Source organism: Bdellovibrio bacteriovorus (genome assembly GCF_001592745.1).
GTDB classification, from domain to species: domain Bacteria; phylum Bdellovibrionota; class Bdellovibrionia; order Bdellovibrionales; family Bdellovibrionaceae; genus Bdellovibrio; species Bdellovibrio bacteriovorus_B.
Genome location: NZ_LUKD01000001.1, coordinates 232,041 through 249,982 on the forward strand (window position 1 = coordinate 232,041; position 17,942 = coordinate 249,982).

The 17,942-nt window shown below is 46.0% G+C and carries 19 protein-coding genes; 6 read left to right on the plus strand and 13 right to left on the minus strand.

What is annotated here, in order from left to right:
- Positions 1-7: 7 nt before the first annotated feature.
- From pth to AZI87_RS01080, 3 genes are read left to right on the plus strand one after another with little or no spacing between them, the layout of a single operon-like run.
- A complete protein-coding gene (gene pth / locus AZI87_RS01070) occupies positions 8-571 on the plus strand; it encodes an aminoacyl-tRNA hydrolase (RefSeq protein WP_063204602.1) in 564 nt (187 codons plus the stop codon).
- Positions 572-614: 43 nt separating this feature from the next.
- Positions 615-1,715: a redox-regulated ATPase YchF gene (ychF, locus tag AZI87_RS01075; protein WP_063204603.1), complete on the plus strand. Its 1,101-nt coding sequence runs from the start codon at positions 615-617 to the stop codon at positions 1,713-1,715.
- A gap of 41 nt (positions 1,716-1,756) precedes the next feature.
- Positions 1,757-3,217, plus strand: a complete 1,461-nt coding sequence (locus AZI87_RS01080; RefSeq protein ID WP_063204604.1) for an amidase — start codon at positions 1,757-1,759, stop codon at positions 3,215-3,217.
- Positions 3,218-3,287: 70 nt separating this feature from the next.
- Here AZI87_RS01080 and AZI87_RS01085 read toward each other — a convergent pair whose 3' ends face one another.
- The 3 genes from AZI87_RS01085 to AZI87_RS01095 all read right to left on the minus strand — a co-directional run bounded on the left by AZI87_RS01085 (position 3,288) and on the right by AZI87_RS01095 (position 7,407).
- On the minus strand, positions 3,288-4,112 hold the full coding sequence (locus AZI87_RS01085) for an ABC transporter permease (RefSeq protein ID WP_063204605.1): 825 nt from the start codon (positions 4,110-4,112) through the stop codon (positions 3,288-3,290).
- Positions 4,109-4,954, minus strand: coding sequence for an ABC transporter permease (locus tag AZI87_RS01090; protein ID WP_253696299.1), 846 nt, complete (start codon positions 4,952-4,954; stop codon positions 4,109-4,111). The genes AZI87_RS01085 and AZI87_RS01090 overlap by 4 nt, the downstream gene beginning before the upstream one ends.
- Before the next feature lie 83 nt (positions 4,955-5,037).
- The gene (locus AZI87_RS01095) at positions 5,038-7,407 is read right to left on the minus strand and encodes a transglycosylase SLT domain-containing protein (RefSeq protein WP_063204606.1); all 2,370 of its coding nucleotides are present in this window, start codon (positions 7,405-7,407) and stop codon (positions 5,038-5,040) included.
- A 46-nt stretch (positions 7,408-7,453) separates the two neighbouring features.
- Here AZI87_RS01095 and radA point away from each other — a divergent pair, with 46 nt between their 5' ends.
- Together radA and AZI87_RS01105 are read left to right on the plus strand one after the other, a co-directional pair.
- Positions 7,454-8,845 carry a DNA repair protein RadA gene (gene radA, locus AZI87_RS01100; RefSeq protein ID WP_063204607.1) on the plus strand — a complete coding sequence of 464 codons (1,392 nt, stop codon included), beginning with the start codon at positions 7,454-7,456 and terminating at the stop codon, positions 8,843-8,845.
- A 15-nt stretch (positions 8,846-8,860) separates the two neighbouring features.
- A complete protein-coding gene (locus AZI87_RS01105) occupies positions 8,861-9,253 on the plus strand; it encodes a Crp/Fnr family transcriptional regulator (protein ID WP_063204608.1) in 393 nt (130 codons plus the stop codon).
- Positions 9,254-9,304: 51 nt separating this feature from the next.
- Here the strand turns inward: AZI87_RS01105 and AZI87_RS01110 are convergent, their stop codons facing one another.
- The 3 genes from AZI87_RS01110 to glpK all read right to left on the minus strand — a co-directional run bounded on the left by AZI87_RS01110 (position 9,305) and on the right by glpK (position 12,329).
- Positions 9,305-10,042: a beta-sandwich domain-containing protein gene (locus AZI87_RS01110; protein ID WP_063204609.1), complete on the minus strand. Its 738-nt coding sequence runs from the start codon at positions 10,040-10,042 to the stop codon at positions 9,305-9,307.
- Positions 10,043-10,125: 83 nt separating this feature from the next.
- Positions 10,126-10,845: a flagellar brake protein gene (locus tag AZI87_RS01115; RefSeq protein ID WP_063204610.1), complete on the minus strand. Its 720-nt coding sequence runs from the start codon at positions 10,843-10,845 to the stop codon at positions 10,126-10,128.
- A complete protein-coding gene (glpK, locus tag AZI87_RS01120) occupies positions 10,845-12,329 on the minus strand; it encodes a glycerol kinase GlpK (RefSeq protein WP_063204611.1) in 1,485 nt (494 codons plus the stop codon). Before glpK ends, AZI87_RS01115 begins: the two co-directional genes overlap by 1 nt.
- Positions 12,330-12,441: 112 nt before the next feature.
- Between glpK and AZI87_RS01125 the strand changes: the two genes are divergently transcribed.
- On the plus strand, positions 12,442-13,134 hold the full coding sequence (locus AZI87_RS01125; protein WP_253696301.1) for a lysophospholipid acyltransferase family protein: 693 nt from the start codon (positions 12,442-12,444) through the stop codon (positions 13,132-13,134).
- On the opposite strand, the gene AZI87_RS01130 is transcribed toward AZI87_RS01125, so the two are convergent.
- The 7 genes from AZI87_RS01130 to hutI all read right to left on the minus strand — a co-directional run bounded on the left by AZI87_RS01130 (position 13,131) and on the right by hutI (position 17,912).
- Complete coding sequence (locus AZI87_RS01130; RefSeq protein WP_155722475.1) at positions 13,131-13,793, minus strand: phosphatase PAP2 family protein; 663 nt, start codon at positions 13,791-13,793, stop codon at positions 13,131-13,133. The two genes, AZI87_RS01125 and AZI87_RS01130, sit on opposite strands and share 4 nt — an antisense overlap.
- A 59-nt stretch (positions 13,794-13,852) precedes the next feature.
- Entirely contained in the window at positions 13,853-14,413 is a 561-nt protein-coding gene (locus tag AZI87_RS01135; RefSeq protein WP_063204614.1) for a phosphatase PAP2 family protein, read from the minus strand.
- A 9-nt stretch (positions 14,414-14,422) separates the two neighbouring features.
- Positions 14,423-15,073, minus strand: a complete 651-nt coding sequence (locus AZI87_RS01140; RefSeq protein WP_063204615.1) for a hypothetical protein — start codon at positions 15,071-15,073, stop codon at positions 14,423-14,425.
- Positions 15,073-15,696 carry a DUF3943 domain-containing protein gene (locus AZI87_RS01145; protein ID WP_063204616.1) on the minus strand — a complete coding sequence of 208 codons (624 nt, stop codon included), beginning with the start codon at positions 15,694-15,696 and terminating at the stop codon, positions 15,073-15,075. Before AZI87_RS01145 ends, AZI87_RS01140 begins: the two co-directional genes overlap by 1 nt.
- Before the next feature lie 240 nt (positions 15,697-15,936).
- A complete protein-coding gene (locus tag AZI87_RS01150) occupies positions 15,937-16,122 on the minus strand; it encodes a hypothetical protein (protein WP_063204617.1) in 186 nt (61 codons plus the stop codon).
- 13 nt (positions 16,123-16,135) lie between these two features.
- Entirely contained in the window at positions 16,136-16,567 is a 432-nt protein-coding gene (locus AZI87_RS01155; RefSeq protein WP_063204618.1) for a hypothetical protein, read from the minus strand.
- A 103-nt stretch (positions 16,568-16,670) separates the two neighbouring features.
- Positions 16,671-17,912 (minus strand): imidazolonepropionase, encoded by a 1,242-nt coding sequence (hutI, locus tag AZI87_RS01160; protein WP_063204619.1) that lies wholly within the window; start codon positions 17,910-17,912, stop codon positions 16,671-16,673.
- Between the last annotated feature and the right edge of the window lie 30 nt (positions 17,913-17,942).

Below are 17,942 nucleotides of genomic sequence, written 5' to 3' on the forward strand. Positions count from 1 at the left end.
AAGAACTATGTGGTTGATTGTTGGTCTTGGTAACCCTGGCGGAGAATACAAACTCACTCGTCATAACATCGGCTTTATGGCCGTTGATTATTTCCTGCAAGGCCTGGGCAATCCTCCGATTAAGAATCAATTCAAGGCCGAAGTAGCGCAAGTGAAGTGGAAAGAACATCAGCTTCTTTTCTGCAAACCTCAAACTTATATGAATCTTTCTGGTGAGTCGGTTCAGCCTTTGATGGGCTTTTATAAAATTCCGCTGGATCACCTGATCGTGATTCACGATGAAATCGACATTCCTTTCAACGCCATTCGCATTCATAAAAATCGCGGGCATGGCGGTCACAACGGAATTAAAAGTGTCTCAGGTTTATTGGGATCTGCCGATTACGTTCGTCTGAAAATGGGCGTGGGACGCCCGGAAAACCCGCACATCCCGGTCCCTGACCATGTGCTAGGGAAGTTCTCAAAAGACGAATTCGACAAACTTCCTGATTTCCTGAATCGCGGTATAGACGCGATTGAGAGCATTATCCTTGAGGGAGTTCAAAAAGCTTCGACAAAATTCAACGGTTAAGCTAGAGTCAGTTGATTTTTGACTCTCGAAAAATGAGGTTTTCATGGCTTTACAGGTTGGTATCGTTGGTTTGCCCAACGTGGGTAAAAGTACGCTTTTCAATGCGTTGACTTCAGCAAAAGCAGAAGCAGCAAACTACCCTTTCTGTACGATCGATCCAAACGTGGGTGTGGTGACAGTTCCAGATCCTCGCATGGATAAAATCACTAGCTTCATCAAACCTCAAAAAGTGATCCCAACAACGATGGAATTCGTGGATATCGCGGGTATCGTTAAGGGAGCTTCGCAAGGTGAAGGTTTAGGTAACCAGTTCCTTTCACACATCCGCCAAACTGATGCGATTGTTCACGTGGTTCGTTGTTTTGACGATCCAAATATCGTGCACGTGGCAGGATCCGTAGATCCACTTCGTGACATCGAAATCATCAACACCGAGCTTTTGCTTGCTGACTTGGACTCTGTTGAAAAACGTCTTCAACGTACTGAAAAACAAGCGAAGAACTCGACAGATAAAAAGCTTATCAAAGAAGTGGAAGTTGCTAAACGCGTGAAAGAGGCTTTGGGTAAAGGCCTTCCGGCTCGTTCAGTGACTGTTGACGAATTGGAAGCTCCGATTCTTCGTGAGATGCATTTGCTAACAGCAAAACCTGTTCTTTATGCGATGAATGTATCTGACACAGATTTCGCAGCTGGCGGCAATGACTGGACAAAATCCGTGATTGCGCGCGCGTCTGAAGAAAACAATAAAACAATTCTTATCTGTTCTGCGATGGAAGCAGAAATTGCGCTTCTTCCACCGGAAGAGCGTAAAGACTTCCTTGAAGCTATGAACGCGGAAGAGCCAGGTTTGAACCGCTTGATCCGTGAAGCTTATGCTTTATTGGGTCTGCAAACTTACTTCACTGCGGGTGAAAAAGAAGTGCGTGCTTGGACGATCCGCGCGGGAACGAAAGCTCCTCAAGCAGCGGGTGTGATCCATACGGATTTCGAAAAAGGCTTCATCCGTGCTGAAACTTATCACTGTGAAGACTTGTTCTCTTACAAATCAGAACAAGCTGTTAAAGAGGCTGGTAAATACCGCCTTGAAGGTAAAGAGTACGTCGTGAAAGACGGCGACATCTTATTCTTCCGCTTCAACGTTTAACATCTTTTAGGAGAGGGGCCCACAAGGCCCCTTTTTAGTTTATGAATGAACTGCTGAAACTTTCTGCTACCGAAATTGCCGCAAAAGTCGCTCGTCGTGAAGTGACTCCGTCTGAAGTTTTAGAAGCGCACATTGCGCGCATCGAAGCGGTGAATCCGTCACTCAATGCCATGGTTGAAAAAGACTTTGAGCGCGCTCGCAAACTTGCCAAAGAGCAAGACGAACGCGTGGCTAAGGACAACACCAACCTTCCCGTCTTTTTCGGAGTGCCTTTCACCGTGAAAGAGATGTTTGCCTATAAAGGCATGAAGCGCACCGGCGGCAGCATTCATAAAAAAGAACTCATCCTTGATTGGGATGCAACCGTCGTTGAAAGAATGAAAAATGCAGGCGCGATCCCAATGGGTTCAACGAACGTTCCTGAACTGGGATTTTGGTTTGAAACTTTCAATCCAGTTTATGGTCGCACGAACAATCCTTACGATGTCACTCGCACTTGCGGCGGCAGCAGTGGTGGCGAAGGAGCTCTTTTAGGAGCTGGCGCATCCCCAATGGGACTTGGCAGTGATATCGGCGGCAGCATTCGTATGCCCGCTTTTTTCTGTGGAGTCTCTGGTCACAAACCTTCACGCAAGCTTGTTCCATTGACAGGACACTTCCCTTTTGAACGCGATGAGCTTTTAGGCCTGAGTGAAGAAAAATATCCTTACACATCCATGGGTCCAATGAGTCGTAAGGCTTCGGATCTTTACCCGATGTTAAAAGTGATGATGGGTGCCGATGGACGTGATCCTCACACGATGGAAAAGCCCGTCCTGGAAGAGCGAACTCAAGAATGGGCCGGAAGAAAAATTTTAATCTGCCCTGAGCCTATTTTCCATCGCACGCGTTCGACAGATTATGAACTTGCGCAAGTGGTTCGCAACTGCGGAAGGTTATTTTCTGAATTAGGAGCTGACGTTCAAGAACTCGATCCACGATTCTTCGTGCATGCGACAAGCCTTTGGTTTTCGGCATTGAAGAGTTCAAAGAACCGCCATCTTTACGAAACACTGATGGGCCCTGAAAAAGATTTCTCTATCGGTAAAGAACTTCTGAAAGTAGCGTTGGGTCGTGGCGATTACACTTTCCCAAATCTGCTCGTTTCCTTAGGCGAAAAACTGAATATCGGAGGCGAAGACTTCGCCGAAGACATGCAAGCCTTAGCAAAAATGAAAGCCGACCTTGATGAGATGTTAGGTGAAGAAGGACTTCTTCTTCTCCCTCCACACCCCAGAGTCGCACCAAAACACAGAGCACCTTTATGGTCGCCGTTTGATTTTATCTATACAGCGATCTTTGTTACCACTGGCCATCCGGCAACAGTAACACCGACAGGCCTCAACTCTGAAGGTCTTCCTCTGGGAATCCAAATTGTCGCAGGTCACATGAAAGATCATCTCACCCTTTCCTGCGCCGAATTCATCGAAACCACCTTCGGCGGCTGGCAACCCCCGAAATAGTGCCTGCTTCTTTTTTGGGTCTACAGCGCATCAATTGATGCAGCGTAGACCCAAAAAAGAAGCAGGCACCTTAAAGACGGAACTTGGATTTTAGGGCGTCTAGGATGATGTGGAAACTCCAGACTGTTAAAAATAAAATCAATGATGGATACAGAATGAGGTGTGGGAAGCTTGAGAGGGTTTTCCAGCCTTCGCGTACAAGGATGCCCCAGCTTGTATAGGGTGGGTGAATTCCTAAACCGATAAAGCTCATGAAACTTTCGTATAAGATGTTTGTGGGGATTTGCAGCGCTACTAGGATTAACAAAGTTCCTAACATGTTTGGAAGTACGTGGCGCAAAAGAATATGGGTTCTTGTTCCGCCTAAGGCCATCGCGGCTTCAACGAAGGGTTTTCTTTTTATCTCTAGAACCATCCCGCGTGTGACACGGGCTAAGCTCATCCAGTGAGTGGCGGAAATACCCAAGCACAATGTCGCTAGCGACTTTAAAAAGATATCATCAAAAGGCAACAGCACTTGCAAACTCATGCACAGAATCGAAACCAAGATGAAGCTGGGGATGGCCATCAAGATATCTAAAAAGCGCATCAGCACTCGATCAGTAACGCCTTCAAACCATCCGGCGATGGCACCATAAATAAATCCGAAAATAAAGGATAATAAAGAACACAAGAGTCCTACTAAAAGAGAAATTCTTCCGCCTAAAAGAACGCGAGATAGAAGCTCGCGGCCCAGGGTGTCTGTGCCAAAAAGATGACTCTTCCCTGCTGGTAGTAAAATATTATCGACGTTTTGTTCTAAACCAGTGCCGAATCCCAGCCACGGATAAAAAATCGTCAGCACAGTGAGCACTGAAAGAAAACTCACCGCGAAAATCAGAAGAAGCTTTTTCATGCTTCCTCCCTTAATCGCGGATCGGCTATTTTAATCAGGACATCGATGAATGAATTTACTAAAACTAACAAAGCACCATAGAACAATGTCAGACCCACGATAAGCGTGTAGTCGCGGTCATTTAGCGCAGATATAAACTCTGTTCCCAATCCGGGAACGGCAAAAAGAACTTCCACTAAGAAAGAACCTGAAAGAAGAGAAACGATCAAAGGACCGACGTAGCTTAAAAAAGGGATCAAAGAGTTCTTAAGGACGTGGTGAAAAAGAATATTCCAAATCTTCACACCTTTAGCGCGCGCGGTTCGTACGTAATCTTGTTGTAAGTTTTCATTTAAAGAATTTTTCAAAAGACGAATTAGCACCGCTAACGGACGAAGACACAATGTCAAAAGCGGCAACACGTAGTGAGAAGGCCCCGTCAAAAAGGCCACAGGGAAAACATTCCAGTAAAATCCAAAGAAATAAATTAACAAAGGTCCCCAGAAAAGGCTGGGTAGAGAAAGAAACGCGATCACCGTTTGATCAATCAGATGTTCAACCCACGTGTCTTTGAAACGAACCGCGACCAACGAAATCACAAAGGCGCCGATTAAAATAAAAAGCAAAGCCAACGCGTTTAAGGTCAAAGTATTGGCAACACCTTGAGAGATAATCTCGGTCACCGTGCGCTCAGGCCGAGTCATAGACACGCCCAAATCACCTTGAACTAAAGAAGTAAGATAAGAAGTCGCCTGCCCGACCCAAGATTGATCGACTTTCCAGTGCTCTTGAAGTTTTTCTTTTACGAGAGGATTGAGGGCCGTCTCTTCATCAAAGGGGCCGCCAGGAAGTGCCTTCAGCAAAAAAAACGTTAGCGCCGCTAGGACTGCTAGCGACGCTATAATTTCGAATATTTTTTTACCAACGTACCGAAAAACGTTTCCGCTCAAATGTCATCCCAATTTTCTTTTCCTGCAAGATCGGCCATGTGTTTTGCTGGCACTGAACCCGCCATGTAAGGGAAAAGATCTTTTTTGTTGCCGTACAAGTTAGAGTAAATATAAGCATTTGAAACCACGCGCTTCACATAGTTGCGAGTTTCTAAAAACGGAATGTGTTCGATGAATTCATCTGTTTCCAAATTCCCGAAGCTTGCCAGCCAGTTTTTCACACGGTGAGGACCCGCATTGTAACCTGCGGCCACAAGAGGAATCGCATTTTCAAATCGATCCATCAAACGTTTCAAGTAACGTGAACCGACTTTCACGGAAGTTTCCGGTTGCAACAACAAAGGCGCCTTGAATTCTTTTTCACCCAAAAGAACAGCCACTTTATGACCAGTGAATGGCATGACTTGCATTAAGCCCAAAGCTCCCACGGGAGAAATCGCATCGCGACGGTAGTTTGTTTCCGCACGCATGATACCCCAAACAAGCTCTTCAGGTACTGTGAACTTCTTGGTGTACTTTTCAACATACTCACCGTAGGCGCGAGGATAAGCGAACTCCCAAAGATAGCGAATACCTTCAAGGCCGTGAGCCGCTCTTTGGCCGCTGAAGTTGATTTGCGCAATATAGGACGAGCGATTGAAGTGCCCCGCCGTATTGTACTCGCCCATTAAAGTGCGTAGATATTCACGGTTGGACGTTTTTCTTTCAATGTCATAAAGGTCCCAGCGAGCCCATTCGTACTCACCCAAGATCATCATGTCACGCGCGCGCTCAAAGCGCTTCATCAAAACTGGATTTGAGAATGTCGTCACCTTTTCGCCACCGACATCAGGAAGAGCCTCATCCGTCACGACTTCCACGGATTTAAGATCCGGGTTATCAACCGCATCTGCTTCTTCGTCTTCACTCTTTTCATCATCAGCAGAATACTGAGTCAGAACCAATGTTTCTTCAGACTCTGTTTCATCCCCGCGATACTCTTCTTGATTGGTTGGCATCAAGAATTCACCGGCAGAGAATCGAGAGATCACGCGCGGTTGTGTTGGCAGAGGTGAGGCCGCTAACTTCGGCGTTTTAATTTCAGCCATTTTCTTAAGACGGGCTTGCGCCGTGATCGAGTAATAGCCCATCAACGGATCGTTCGCCAAATCTTCCATCATGTTTTTCGCTTGATCGACTTTACCTTGGCGGAAAAGACTCATCGCCATCCAGTATTCCAGACGATCTTGTGGCAATGATTTCCAGGCTCTTTTATTTCGGCGTTTCAATTCATTCAAACGAGAAAACGCTTTATAAGAACCTTGATAGTCGCCTTTTAGATATTGCAACCAGGCCAGGTGCCACTGAGCATCTTTATTCAGACCTGATTTCGGATACACTTTCATGAACTCTTGGAAGCGTCGAGCCGCTCCATCGTAGTCTTGAAACTGGTAGCTGAGGAACGCCGACTGATAAAGTGCCTGACGACCTGTTTTAGAACGAGGGCTTAATTTATAAGCTGAGTAATATGACCCTACCGCCAATTGAACTTCACCGGCTCTAGCTGCCGCCGAAGCAAAAAGAATTAAATAGTCGAAGTTTCTTTTATTCGCTTCATAGTACGGTTTTAAAATATCAACGGCCTTATTCACTTCCCCTTCTTGAAGGAAGAATTGAGCCTGAAGCTTGTCGGCAAGATACTTATCTGTCTTTGCCAACTTTTCTTTCATGATATTGATTTCGCCTTGAGCCTTTTGATCAAGACCAGCCCATAACAGATAACGAACGCGCGTGCGGAAATCTTCCGTCGTCACATTACAGTCCGTAGGTTTTCCTTCAAATTCATTCTTGGAAAGATCTACGCTCCAATCCTGAACTTTGGGATACGCCGGATAGCGCTCGTAAAGTTTAACCAGCCACTTACACATTTGACCATGACGAGTCAGACCTTTTTCGGCCACGGCCAAATTATAGATCACGTCCGGATAGTCTTCCGTGTTACGGGTTCTTTTTTCAAGTTTGACGAAATAATTGCTCGCCAGCTTAAAATTTTTCTTCTCAAGTGCGACTTGTCCCAGAAGATTTGAAGCTTCGATGGACATTTTCACATTCGGCGAAAGATCGAGAACTTTTTTAAGCTCCACTTCCGCTTGATCCAGTTTGCTGGATTTCATGAACGACTGCGCCAAATAAAAGCGCGCGTATTCTTCTAGAGTGGTTTTTTCTTTTAAAATAGCTTCAAAGCCAGTGATAGCTTCTTCGTATTTCGAAGAGCGGAACTGCTCCAGCGCCTTTTTAAAAGAGTCTAAATCGGATTTTGGGGTTTGTGCTCCGGCCATGGAGCCCACAAACAAAGAAACGGCTAAGCACGCATGTGCAATCTTCATATGTACAGTCCTTGTATCTCTCATCCAATAATGATACCGAATAACTATGGCAAAATCGAAGGCGAAAAGTATTTATACCTGTCAAAATTGTGGAGCCCAACGACCAAGGTGGGAAGGAAAATGCTCGGACTGCGGCGCGTGGAACTCCTACGTCGAAGAATTGCAGCTTCCAGAGGTGAAAACCAGAGGTTGGTCTACGGGAACCTCTGAAAAAGGCTCTCCGGCAGCGAAGCCGATTTCACTAGACCAAAGCCTTGAAGAAGTGAAATTGGATCGTTTTGATACAGGGTATGAAGAGCTCAACCGCGTTTTGGGTGGCGGACTTGCGCGCGGAAGTTTTGTGCTGCTGGGCGGCTCTCCCGGCATCGGAAAGTCGACTTTGCTTTTACAAATGGCGGGCGGCCTTGCGAAGAACAAGCATAAGATTCTTTATATTTCCGGCGAGGAAAGTGTATCGCAAACCGGCTCGCGTGCTCATCGTTTAGGCATTCGCTCCCCACTGATCGAAATCGGTTGCGAGAGCAACCTTCATAGCATCATGGAACTTGCACGCCACAAAAAGCCCGATGTGCTTGTCGTCGACTCTATTCAAACAATGTATTTGCCGGATCTGCAAGCAGCGCCGGGATCAGTATCACAGGTCCGTGAGTGTGCGGGTCACCTGATGGGCCTTGCAAAGCAAGATAACATCACGGTGATCCTCATTGGTCACGTCACGAAAGATGGAAATATCGCAGGTCCTAAAGTGCTTGAGCATATGGTGGACTGTGTTCTTTCATTTGATGGAGATGCCTCTTACAACTTCCGTCTTTTGCGCGCCCTGAAAAATCGTTTTGGTGCAGCTCAAGAGCTGGGCGTTTTTCAAATGAATCAAAAAGGTTTGGAAGAAGTCTCGAACCCTTCAGAACTTTTCTTAGAAGAGCGTGGAAACCAACTTATTGGCTCGGCGGTCTTTGCTTCGATGGAAGGCACGCGTCCTTTACTGTGTGAAGTGCAAGCATTGACTTTATCAAGTCCCATGGCGATGCCTCGTCGCACGGCTTTGGGTATTGACGTGAACCGTCTGCATTTATTGACCGCCGTTTTAGATCGCCACTTGGATATTCGCTTAGGCCATAACGATATTTTCATCAATGTTGTTGGAGGGCTTAAACTGATTGAGCCTGCGGCTGACCTTGCTGTCGCGGCCGCCATTCTTTCAACCGAAGGGCGACGTGATCTAGATTCCAAAACTTGTTTCTTTGGCGAAATCGGATTGACCGGCGAAGTGCGCGGAGTTTCGTTCGTGGAAAATCGTATTAAAGAAGGCGATAAACTGGGATTCCAGCATTTCGTCATTCCTTATTCGAACAAACGCCACCTTGCGGACTTAAAACTATCCAAAGATAAGAAAATTTCTTTTATACGAAACGTGCAAGATTTGAGTAAACTGATCTAAAGAGGTTTAGCAACTATGACAGACGCACTCAGCGCCATTCAAAAAGAAACCTATAAGCCCGGCGATTTCATCTTCTTTGAAGGTGACATCGAAAATCACTTCTACATCGTGGAAACCGGAGTCGTGAATATTTTCACTAAAGATCAGATGGGAAAAAGAATTCCTATCGTCGATATTGTCGATGGCGAATCTTTCGGTGAATTCGCGCTGATTTCTAAAATGCCAAGAAGTGCTTCTGCTCAAGCCGTCACGGATGTGGTATTGGTAAAAGTTTCTGAAGACGGATTTAAACAGCTTTTAGAAGAGCTTCCCACTTGGGCGGAATGCATGCTCAAGTCCTTCGTGGATCGCTTGCAAAATATGACCGAAAAAGTACGCGAGCTCGAACAATTTAAAAAACACGAATAAAAAAAGCCCCAAGAAAACTTGGGGCTTTTTGCTTTTTATCCATGCAATAGCTTAGGGGTAACGAACTGCATAGATTTGTGGAGTTCCATTGCTAGAACTTACAGTCAAACGAACATCACCGTAGTTACCGTAAGATTCCAAACGAAGATCGATAGCTACGATTCTTTCGCCAGCTGTGATGTACTCAGAAGTGTATGAGTTTCCAGGATACAACATCTGAGACGCCAAGTTACGGATCACCAACTGACGACCGCTTTGAGTATGAAGAATCGCTTCATGCACTAGAATAGAAGCAGATGAAGCATAAGCGCGAACATGATCTACGTAAGATGGATAGCTGAAGTTCACGCGCACCCATTCTCCCCCACTGCGACGAGTGATATCACTGAAGTACACGCTGTTGTCATAAGATGACGGCGGCGTAGGGTACGTCGGATAGTTTGGATAGTTCGGGTATGTTGGATAATTTGGATGCGACGGATACGTAGGATGTCTTGGGTAATCCGGGTATCTTGGTGGAGGGTTTGGATCACGGCGAGGAGGATTATGCCCACGACGGTCGCGTTCTTCTCTTTCGCGGCGGTCGCGCTCTTCACGGTCACGACGATCTCTTTCTTCGCGATCACGGCGGTCTCTTTCATAACGATCGTTATCACGGCGGTCATCGTGGCGATCATGTCCAGGACGAACGGGCCCATGATTATCACGGCCACCACGGTCTTGAGAGAAGGCCGCAGGTGCCTGCAAAAGAACCGCAGAAACTAAAAGACTTGTTAAAAGTGGTTTCATAAAAACTCCTTGTTAAATCAGACAAGGAGCCCTTATTCCAAGATCCGTGCCGGACAAGATGACACCAGCCGGATCACGAAGAGCTATTTTTTGGGGTACTTCAGGAAAATTTCGCGTTGCAAATCCATCATCAAGCTTAAAAGACGACTTTCGAGAAGATTATCAACGTGTAGAAATTGCAGACCGGCCATTTGCGTGGGCGGAGCGGCCCCAACCGGGTCTTTCTTTTGGGCAAAACGCACTTCCACTTCAAACTCGATCGCGCGGCGCACTCCCAGACGGAGATTGCCCTTTAAGACATCCCCGATTTTAACTTCGGGGGCGGTAGCCGGAAGCTCAATCTTAATTCCGCCCGCACTGATATCTTTCACGCGACAATCTAAAAAGTAAGCTTTACCGCCAGCGTTGGTCAGAATAAAAACAGCATCGTACTTATCGGGCAAATCAATGCGCGCGTTGGCGCGGCGTTGAAGCTGAAATAAATCCGTATCAATTTTTAAAACAGCCCATCCCGCTTCAAAATACAATTCGGTCTGAAAAAAATAACGTTCACTTTTAAATGCAAAATTCACCACGCACTTTTGCGCGGTCGCAATGCCTTTTGAATCCGCCGTGTGATGGCATAAAAGAGCTTCATCCTTTTCCGTCTGCACCGCGATCAAATGAAAAATATCTTCTTGAGAAGCACCCTTAACGGATACCTGCATTTTGTCGTGAGCCACTTCGCGGAAAAGCATTTTCTTTTCCGAAAGTGCGACCTTCTTAAAGATCATTTGCGGGGCATTGGGATTGTTCGAATTCATTAAACTTTCTCCAAAGCCTTTTCCCAGCGGAGCATACGCTCTTTGCGTTTTGCCGGAGTCATCTTTACTTTAAATTCTTTGTTGATCTTCCAGACGCGACGAATTTCTTCTAAATCTTTCCACATTCCACAGCCCAGGCCCGCGATGAAGGCGGCTCCCAGTGCGGTTGTTTCCAGATTTTGCGGGCGCACTACATTCACGCCACAATAGTCCGCCTGCATTTGCATTAAAAGATCATTCGCAGCCGCGCCACCATCGACACGCACACTGCGGATTTTTTTACCCAGATCTTTTTGCATAGTTACTAATATATCCACGTTCTGAAGAGCCATGGCTTCTAAGGTCGCGCGCGCCACGTGAGCCTTTGTCGTTCCCCGAGTCAGACCACTGATAACTCCGCGTGCTTCGGGCTTCCAATGAGGCGCCCCGAGTCCCGTCAACGCAGGCACAAACTCGACACCCTGAGTGTCATCCACGGTTTTGGCCAAAGCTTCGATATCTGATGACTGTTGGAATAATCCCAATCCGTCACGCAGCCATTGAACAGCGGCTCCACAAACAAAGGCACCACCTTCTAACGCGTAAACCAGTTCTCCATCTTTCAGTTTCCAAGCAATCGTTGTTAGGAGTTTGTTCTTCGACTTCACTGCCTTTTTTCCGGTGTTCAGCAACAAAAAGCTGCCAGTACCGAAAGTACATTTGGAATCACCAATATCAAAACAAGTTTGTCCAAAGAGAGCCGACTGTTGGTCCCCTAAAATACCTGTGATAGGAATTCCATCCGGCATGAAGCCCAAACCTTGAGTGCGCCCGAAATCCGCATTGGAAGGACAGATTTCTGGAAGAATGGATTCCGGTACATTGAAAAGTTTTAGAAGCTCTTCATCCCACCAACCCGTATGAATATTCATCAGCATCGTACGCGAAGCATTGCTGACATCGGTTTTGTGAGATTGACCATTGGTGAGTTTCCACAAAAGAAAGGTGTCAACAGTTCCGGCAAGCACATGTCCTTCGCGGGCTTTTTTCATGGCGTTAGGGACATTCTTAAAAAGCCATTGAATTTTTGTCGCTGAAAAATAAGGATCCAGGACCAAACCTGTTTTGGCCGTAATCATTTTTTCTTTTTTAGCTTTTTTTAATCTTTCGCAAATTTCTTGTGTACGGCGGCACTGCCAGACGATGGCGTTGTGAAGGGCCTTTTTCGTTTTCGCATCCCACAGCATCACTGTTTCGCGCTGATTGGTGATGCCGACGGCTTGAATTTGCGATCCTTTAATACCCGCTTTTTCTAGAGCCAAACGCATGGATCTTTGTGTTGAGTACCAAATGTCCTCAGGGTCATGTTCCACCCACCCTGGCTTGGGAAAAATTTGTTTGAAAGTTTCACGGGCCTCTGCGACAAGACCTCCGGCTTGATTGATAATACAAGTCCTAGAGCTCGTTGTACCTTGGTCAATCGCCATGATAAAAGTAGAAGACATATTACCCCCAGATTCAGATGGACGTTACTACATCATGAAGAATTTCTTGCAGAAACCCAACGAAAAAATTTTTGGTCTTCGGAACCTTGACCGAGACACATTAATTTTTCGCGTGTTGCCAAGATTCCTTCTAGAGATCCTACGCAAATACTTCCGCCTAGAGATCACGGGCGCTGAAAACATTCCTCGCCGAGGGCCGGTCATCATTGCCCCTAATCATTCGGGTTATACTGGATTTGATGCTTTTCTTTTGGGGCATATTGTTCAAGAAGAAGCTCGCCGCGTCCCCCGTGTTTTGACTCATCACTTTTGGTTTTTGACCGAAACGACGGCCATCCCCGCACAAAAAATGGGTTTTACTGAAGCAACCTTTGAAAACGGCATGAACGCACTCAAAAAAGGTAATGCCATTGTGCTTTTCCCTGAGGGCGAACAAGGAAACTTCAAACCCACTTCAGAACGCTATCAGCTGCAAGAATTTAAACGTGGCTTTGTGCGCATGGCTTTAGAAAGTCAGTGTCCCATCGTACCGGCTATTATTTTAGGCGCGGAAGAAACCCACATCAATTTAAAGAAATTGAAATTCACGAAATTCCTAAAAGGCAGTGTCATTCCATTGCCGTTGAATATCGTTCCCTTGCCGGCAAAGTGGCGCATTCATTTCTTAGAGCCGATCTATCTTCCTTATAAACCAAGCGCCGTAAATGATTCCGAGCTTGTGCATGAAATCGCCCAAGACATTCAAGAAAAAATGCAAGAGGCGATCAAAGAAGAGCTTTCTAAGCGCGGGAATCCATTTCTTTAAAATTCCATCGCGAGACTAAGACCTCTTGTTTCCCCGTCTAAGATAGGAAGCACCGTCATAAAACTTTTTCCGGTATTCAGCGCCGCCGCTCTTCCCCAATAAATTCCCAATGCCGCTCCGGCCACCACGTCACTGGCCCAATGGATATTTTCATTCACCCGCGAGACACCGATAAAGGTCGCTGCCAGATAGGCAGGAATCCCCGCTTTGTATCCATAGGCATAAGCCAACGATGTCGCCGTCGCAAATGCGGAAGACGAATGCCCCGACGGAAACGACAGTCGATCCCGACCGCTGGGACGTTCGCGGTTGACGACAAAGGCCGTGGTGATGTGGGTGGCTGCTGTGAGCATCAAAGCTTTACTGTGAGCAACTCCATTCACCGGATCCAAAGCTAATTGTAAGACGGCAATGGCAATGCCCGGCCCACCACTTCCAAGGTAACCACCAATATCCGCGACATTGGAGTCCATCCACTTATCTTCTTCGCGCAGATTATGAAGATAAATGGTTCGGTCATACTGTTTCGTGGCCGCGACGGATAAAGCTCCACTTAAAAAAATCATCTGCCCACCGGTATCAAAAGAGTTCACGATCGTGGGCTTAAGCTCGTACTCCCAGAAATTGCGGGGCTCAAGAGTTTTCAGATTCTCTTTCATATCGTCCCCGTGAGCAAAGGGACCACTTAAAACTATCAAAAAAGACAGAAGGTATTTCATCAGGCACCTCGGACTCTTTTGCTAACAAATCGTAGAAAGTGATATGAAAGTTTTCCGACTAGAAATCCCAGAACGAAGCCTGCAATCACGTCAGAGGGAAAATGCACTCCACAATAAATGCGTGAATATCCCATTAAAATGGCCAGCGGATATAAAAGGTACGCCGATCTGGGGTAAAAAGAGCTGGCAAAAGCCGCGACGGCAACGGCATCCGCCGCATGACTTGAAGGGAATGAAAATCCCCCGGCCAAAGGACCACGCAAGATCACTTCTTCAAGTAAATTCGAATTCATTGGACGAGGTCTTGCAAAGATATCTTTAAGAAAAGAACCTGATAGAGCATCAGCGAGACTGGCGACAACACTCGCGCCCAGAAGAACTCCGAGTCCCTTCCATCTTTCTTTATAAAAGATTCCGATCAAAAGAAGAGGTAAAAGAAAATAATAAAAAATGGAACTTTTAAAAAAGTCCGTCCACAACGGGAAGAAAGCATCAAAGCCCTCGTTCGCCGTCGTAAGATTGATCAGGTGAAAAAGCGCGTGATCTAGTTTTTCCAACATGGGCGCTCCTTAAAATGCCAAAATTCCGACGGTCCAACTCAAACTGTAGATGTTTGAGTTGTCCGTCCTGGAGCTAGAAGAAACGACCACAGGCACGTCTCCATCCATGCGGACGTCATCTTCTTGCTCTAAAGATTGAATGGTGAATGAAATTTCTGAAAACCAAACTTGGCCTTTTTGCGTTTTATTTAATAAACCCCAACCAATTCCTGCGACGGGCCCATCTAAGTGAATACGACTGACGGAAGGGTCCGAGACATTTGATGGCGTGTCTCCGTTTAAAAAAATCACTGTCGGAGCGCGGCCAATAAAAAGGCGTGCATAAGGAGTTCCCCATTCAGGGGTTTCAAGATCGGGGATCTGCGCTCTTAAACCTAAAGTGAATAATGTGTCCCAAACAAGGTAACTGCGCACCCGATTGAATTTAACATTCGCACTCCACTCCACCGCCCACTGAGGATGAAAGACATAGAGCAAGTCGGTTTTTAAGTTCAGTCCCAAGCCCGCATCGTCACGCTCATGTTTGGAGATGTATACGGAAGAATTCAAACCTCCACCCGCAAGAAGATGAATCCCTTCACTCCAATATGACGGAGTAAATTCGTCAGCGAAGCTGGGAGCAGAAAATAAAATCGTGAAAAGAAAGATCCACTTTTTCATTAAAACCCCACAACAACCTGCAAGCCGACAGACCGATCTGAGACTTGCGGAAGAGCTGCGATGTTTTCAGGATGATTCGGCAGCAAAGTGAATGGATTTAAGATGTATCCTAAAGACTTTAAAGCGACGGAATCTTTCGCGCGGAAGTAAGTGCTTAACCGCTCAAATCCCATTCCCACCAAAGTTCCATAGATGGGAGTTTGATAGATGTCTTGGATGCTGGGTTTCTCGGTGTAAGTTTCGACGGCGAATTCAAAAGCGAGTGATGATAGAAACGTCCACAGAAACGCCTCTGTTTGTTCGTAGTCGCGATAACGATAGTAAAGATAATAGTAATTTCCCGAAAGCGCGTGCTTAAAGATATTGAAATCAAAACTGTCTTTATCAAACTCGGGATGAAGCGGATAACTGAAGAAGTTATCCCAAGACCCATGATCCGTGATCGTATCCTTCTGAGTGATCAAATAGACCGTCCACTGCGCCCCGTACACTGCGGAAAAATCGAGAACCTTCTGATGAATACCAATTCCAGAAGAGGTGTTTTCTTGCGAGGGGTTGGCCAAAACCAAAGACGCGCTAAAAAGAACTGCAACAAGACTGAAGACATGAACTCGGAAGTTCATAAAAAGCTCCACGAACCACATGAAAAAACAAACTTGTGGGCCGAACTAACTATTTAGAACCTCTAATATTTTCGACCTCTAAGTATGTATGTGATTACTTACTTATGTGAACGCAGATTACACCCAACCCAAATAAGTAATCAAGCAATTACTTAAAAATTAAGCAGTGGGGGCCGAACTATAGAAAGAAATATCGAGACCGTTGCAAGACTGCGGTGGGAAATGCACGAAATTTTAAGACTATTGCTTACGTTTATCAGGAACGTCTTGAGCGACAACGTTCAGAATGTTGTGCCATTTTGAGACAAGAATACCCGGCTCTTCGGAATTACGACTGGCCAACTGCTTTACGAGCAAGGCGGAAAGTCCGACGGCGATGGTGAGGAGGAGCACATACTCCACCACGATTTGACCACGTTTATTCATGAATTAGATGATATCACACTTCCGCAAGAGCTAAAGCAGGAGCAGTGACAGCTGGACGCCAGTTTTCCATTGTGAGACGCAAAGTCTCTATCAAAAGATCTAGGTTTTCGTCTTCGATAGGACCACGAAGTCCAATCACCACGTCGTCGTGCCACTTTTCAACTTCCAGAGGACCTGGTTTTCCGATGGCGCCTTCGAAGGAAAGAGCAAAACTATCTACGGTAGGATAAACCATCACAAGGATGTTTGCTCCTGAAGCTTTAGAAACTTCTTTGGCCTTCGCCATTTCCGCGCCCAACTTCTGTTGAATCAAGAAATAGATTTTCAAAGCCAGAGCTTCATGAAACTGAGCAAAGTAAATGCGAACGGGACCATCAAAGATGGCACTGTTAAAAGCAGGATTAAAATACTTCGACTGCATTAAAGTGGTGTATGACGATCTCATGTTGTAGCTTCCCCTCCACGACACAGCTCAAGACTAGGAAGAAATGCCGTGTTTATTCAAAGGAAATTTTAAGAATCTTAAATTTTCTGACGCAGCAGATTATTTAAAGACTATTAAAAACCTTCTTTCCTCTCGAAAAAACAGCCTTCTTCGGCGCATCCCCCACGCTGTAAAACAGGGTTCGCCAGTCCTTCTCGATGCACAAAATATCAGCAGACTTCCCGACCTCAATGGAACCCACCTCTTGCTGCAAGTTCAAAGCATGAGCAGCTCCGACAGTGTAGGCTCCGATGACTTCAGGAAGTGTCATCTTCATTTCAAGTCGCGCTAGCAATCCCACCAAATTTAAATCCTGTGTGGGTGATGTCCCTGGATTAAAATCTGTCGCTAAGGCCACGCGGGCCCCTGCTGCAATCATGTCGCGAGCGCGCGGATAATTTGTTTTTGTATAGAGATCCGCTGCGGGCAGAAGGACACAAGTCACTTCAGACTTCGCCAAAGCTTGAATCTCTTTATCCGAGACTTGCAAAAGATGGTCACCTGACAAGGCTCCTAAGCGGACAGCCACATCACTTCCGCCGCTTAAAGACATTTGATCGGCGTGAATCAGAATTTCAAATCCCATCTCTTGAGCTTTACGCAAATACGCTTCGGATTCCGCTTTCGGAAAAAAGCCTTTTTCGATAAAGACATCCACGCGACGAGCGAGCTTTTTCTTTTTAACTACTGGAAGGACTTTATCGCCCAAGAAGTTTAAATACTCTTCATAGGTTTTAAATTCAGGAGGCAGAGCGTGCGCACCCAAGAACGTGCAGACAGTCCGAAGATTCTTAATTGTGTTCGCGGCCTCAAGCATTTTTAATTCATCTTTTAAATTCAATGCATAACCGGATTTGATTTCAACCGTCGTCACACCTTGAGAAATAAAGTGATTCGCTCTTTCCTGTCCGTCTTTAGCCAGTTCAGAAACTTTCGCCGAACGCGTTTTCTTCATGGTGGATAAAATACCGCCTCCGCGAGCGGCAATTTCCTGATAACTGACACCTTGATTGCGCATTTCAAACTCTGCAGCGCGATCCCCTGAAAAAATCAAATGTGTGTGACATTCTACAAAACCTGGAAGGACCGTAAGTCCCTTCATGTCGAACTCTTTAAGACCTTTTTTTCGAGACCATTCTTTCGGAAGTTTTTTATGCGCCCCCACCCACGCAATGCGATCTTTTTCGATCACGACAGAGGCGTTAGACTGAATGCTAAGATCTTCTTCCTGCACGTGCCGTCCGCCTTTTGCGGAAGCGCCTTGCAAGGTCAGAAGTGTGGAAATATTTTTTAAAAGAATGCCCATGGTTTATTCAAACACATGCACGCCTAGGAT